Raw genomic sequence first — 4,275 nt, forward strand, 5'->3', positions numbered from 1 at the left:
CTCCCAAGATTCTATTAATCATTATGTACCTCGGTTAATCCGACAGGGTCATAATATTCGTTATGTTGGCGTTGTTCATGAGTCAATTCCTGATAATACAAGTGGAGCTTTGCCTGATTCCGTTTATTTTGAATATGCACCACAAGAATATGGTCAAGAAAAATCAAAAGCCCGATGCATTCGTGATTATGAATTATTAAAAAAAAGTTATGAAGCTAACTTTACAGATTCACGAACACTTTTTTATCTAGGGCAAACCTGTCAGTTTCTTAATAATTGGGAAGAAGCAATTTTTTATTATAAAAAAAGATTAGAATTTGAAGATTTAAGTGAAGAAAAATATTTATCTGCATACCGTATTGGATATGCAATCGAATATATTATGGAAAATATAAGTAATGATGCTATAGAACAACAATATACGTGGAATGATGCTTTATATTATTATTTAAAAGCACATACTATGTTGCCTCATCGGGTAGAGCCATTGTTTAGAATTGCATGTTATTATATTCGTAACCATCAACATGCTATTGCGTATCTTTTTGCTTTTCGTGCAGCACAGTTACCATATCCCCATAATAACAATATGTTTGTTGAAAAAAGAATTTATGATTATTTACGATATGATATTTTAGGACAATGTGCTTTGTATGCGGGAGAATATGAAATAGGAAAGTCTGCTGTATTAATGGCGATGAAAACAGCTCCGCTTGATCCTTGTCTGCATCATAATCTTGCTATTTATAATCAGTATATTCCTTTTTAAAAAACGGTTTTGCATAAATTAAAAAAACTCTTGTGAAGACAGCATTTTTTTTGTTTGTATAAATTCAATTCATTTCATTGTATTTATATCACACAAAAAGGATTTTTATGTTTTTTGGTTATTTTTATAGATTTTTTTCATTGTTTATATCATTTTCTTTGCTCATTGCACCACTGCCTTTACACACAATAGCTCAAGATATTCTTATCAATTTATCGTTATATGAAATAGATCATATTGCTAAAAACACTAATGCATCATATATATATCTTGGTAAAGAATTAAGCGATATAGTCGATGTAATAACAAAAGTTAGTAATTTAGATAGCGATATTAATTCACCACTTTACGAATTTAAAAATCATATTAAAGAAGGAATATTAATTGCAGAATATGATTCTGTAATTGAAGTTCTTTTGTACGCCAAATTGATTCTCGAATCTAATTGTAAAAAATTAGATTTTAACTCTTTACAGCAAATAATTATAAAAGTTGATGAAATCATTAATCAAGTTGAACAGGGCTTATTAACTATCAATTCAGAGACTTTAAAACTACCTGATTCTGTTAAAGATAATTATTTTTGTCCCACAACTCGTGCCCATCACCTAAAAAAGTTAAAAATCAATAAGAATATTAATGTATTAGGTGCAAGTATTTTTCATAAACATATAAACGCAAAACAAGGTATATACGCCAAGGGTAAGTTAAAGATTGGTAAATCAGCATTATTTAAAAAAGATATTACTATTGAAGGAAGCCTGTCAGCTAAAGATGCAACGGCTAAATCTTTGATTGTTGATAATTTAATAGTTGAAAATTGCATGAATCATCTTTGTACTAAAAATTTATCAGTTATAGATGAATCTGTTAGCGGAACATTATCTGTAAATGATACAATAATGCAAAATGCATCTATAAATACTCTCCTTTGCGAAGATGCATCGATTCAAAATTTAACGTTAACAGGTGCGCTGTCTTTTACAGATTTATCAGTAGTAGATCAGATTGTAAGCGGAACATTATCGGTGAATAATGAAATTATTGATGGGAGTCTTAAAATAAGTTCGCTTGCTCCTACAGGTGTTGTGCATAATGATGCATTAGGTAATTTATCAAGTTCGTTAGTAGTGAATGCTGATATTGATCCCGCTGCTGCAATTGTTGATACTAAATTAGCAACAATTAGCACTGCAGGTAAAGTTGCAAATTCCGCGACTACAGCGACTAATCTTAATATACCAAATACTATTGTTTCCCGTGATGTTTCGGGTAATTTTTCTGTTGAAGAAATAAGTATTGCTGATGCGATAATTAAGGATCTTCTCAAATTTCAAGATACCTCTGGAACAAAATATATTGGCATACAAGCACCATCAAGTATTATTTCACCTAGTTATACGCTTACATTACCCTCGATACCTCCAGCTGGAACCCAATTGTTGCGTGCAAACTTAACAATACCAACAGATTTAGAATGGGCTTGGCAAGAGGGATCTGTTCCTCCTGAAAATAGTAAAACTATCTATGTTACAAAATATGGTAATGATCTAACCGGCGATGGCTCATTTGGCACTCCTTATGCAACTCTTAATCAGGCAATTACCATTGCCAATAGTTTTTCTTCATCATTAAATCCCATAACTATCAAAATCAGCACTGGTATTTATATTGAAAACAATAGCACAGGCCCACTTACGATAACCGCTGACGGAATTTCTATAGTAGGTGACTCGCCAAGCGGTGTTATCGTTATGCCTAACACTCCAGAAAATAACCTACTTTTGGTAAATAATCCTATAGAAATTACTACGATATCCTTTGCCTCTTTTGCGCCAGTAGCAACAGGGATTATACTTGCTTCGGGTAATTTAACAACTTTAAATAATGTGAGAGTTTTAAATTTTCTTATTGGTGTTGATTGTATTGGAGGCGTTAATAATTCTTATGGATTTAATACATGTTTATTTATCAATAATGGCTTAGCGCTTAGTATTAGTAACGCTAATGTTGAATGGAACAGTTGTACTGTTTTTGGCACTACAATGATGAATGATCCTGTGGTAAATAAAGGAATTTTTGCAACAGGGTCTGATTCTCATGTTGTATTGAATAGTGGTACCTGTGGCCTTTGTGATACAGCTATTAATATTACCAATAATGCTATTATGAGCGTGAATGATATTAGTTTTAGGCTTAATGCATTTGATATTATTCAGGAAACATCCGCTCATCTTGTTTTATCAGGTTGCACTTTTGCATTAACGACAGGAAATCTAGATGTTGATATAAAAGTTAGTGGCGCAGGGTCTATTGCAGAAGTCGTCGGTTGTGAATTTAATGGAAGCAGTATTACCGGTAACACTGAAGGAACAGCAATAATCGTTACTGATAATGCTACCGTTAATATCTCTGGTGGGAGTATGCATAATTATACTACTGGACTTCACATTGGCGTTCCCGGTAATGTATCATCAACCAATCTTTCTGCTTCAGGCCTTGTAATTAAGAATTGTGTAACAGATATTTTACAAGAAGGAATTTCTACGTTAAATTTTAATGCTGGTACGGCAACAGGCAATAAAATCAGCATTAATGATCCAACGAATGTTGTAGTAGCTTATTTTGATTTAAGCTCCAATAGCTCACTTTCAATTGGATCAATATCAGATAAGAATACAGCTTTAATACAAGCGGCGATAACATCAAATATTAATCCAGAAATTAGCTACCAGCCATCACTCTATTCAACTCAAGCTATAGGTTTTAATAATCCGTTACATAATCCATCAACATGGTTTATTAACTCATTGGATAATGCCGATATTGCAGCTATCACTCAAGATCGTACTAAAACTGTTAGTATTAAATTATTATCCGATGAAGGACATCCTGTTGGTGGAATATCTGCATTACGAGGCTGGGATCTGCAAAAAAATGGTTCGACTGGTGAGCTTGCGCTTAAATATCAAAATAGTGATATTGTCGGCCAATCAATAGTGCCACAATATACGCTCATACAATTTGATGGTGTTAATAATGAAGTACAATTACCGACAGTTAATACAAAGCTTATCTTTGGTTCGGATACTAATCTTTACAGAGATGGTGCAAATATACTTAAAACAGATGATAATTTTATTGTTGGTGCTTTAACACCTGATAGAGTTGTAACAACGTCTGCGATAACTAATCAATTTAACTCAAGCATTGTTACTAATACTGAACTTAATTATCTCTCTGGTACAACATCTCCAATACAAGCACAACTTAATAGCAAGGTAGCAAAAGCAGGCGATGTTATGACTGGTATATTACAATTACCTGCGGGAACTTCATTGATTCCATCTCTTACATTTACTGGTAGTACTACAACAGGATTATCAGCAAATTCTGGTGACTTATCATTAAGTACTAATGCATTAGAACGAATAAAAATATCTTCAGGTGGAACAATCTCTATAGATGCATTTACAGTTTCAGGAATAGTACATAATGATGCATCA

Annotated in this window: 2 protein-coding genes; both read left to right on the forward strand. The window is 32.7% G+C overall.

Translation table 11 applies throughout. The features are described 5' to 3' along the window. A partial coding sequence (locus tag VLB80_02000) for a hypothetical protein (protein ID HSC24969.1) occupies window positions 1-769 on the forward strand: 769 nt, incomplete at its 5' end. A gap of 107 nt (window positions 770-876) precedes the next feature. Beyond that, window positions 877-4,275 (forward strand): hypothetical protein (locus VLB80_02005; protein ID HSC24970.1); only part of this gene is annotated, 3,399 nt, incomplete at its 3' end.

Source organism: Candidatus Babeliales bacterium (assembly GCA_035455925.1).
Lineage (GTDB): Bacteria > Babelota > Babeliae > Babelales > Vermiphilaceae > SOIL31.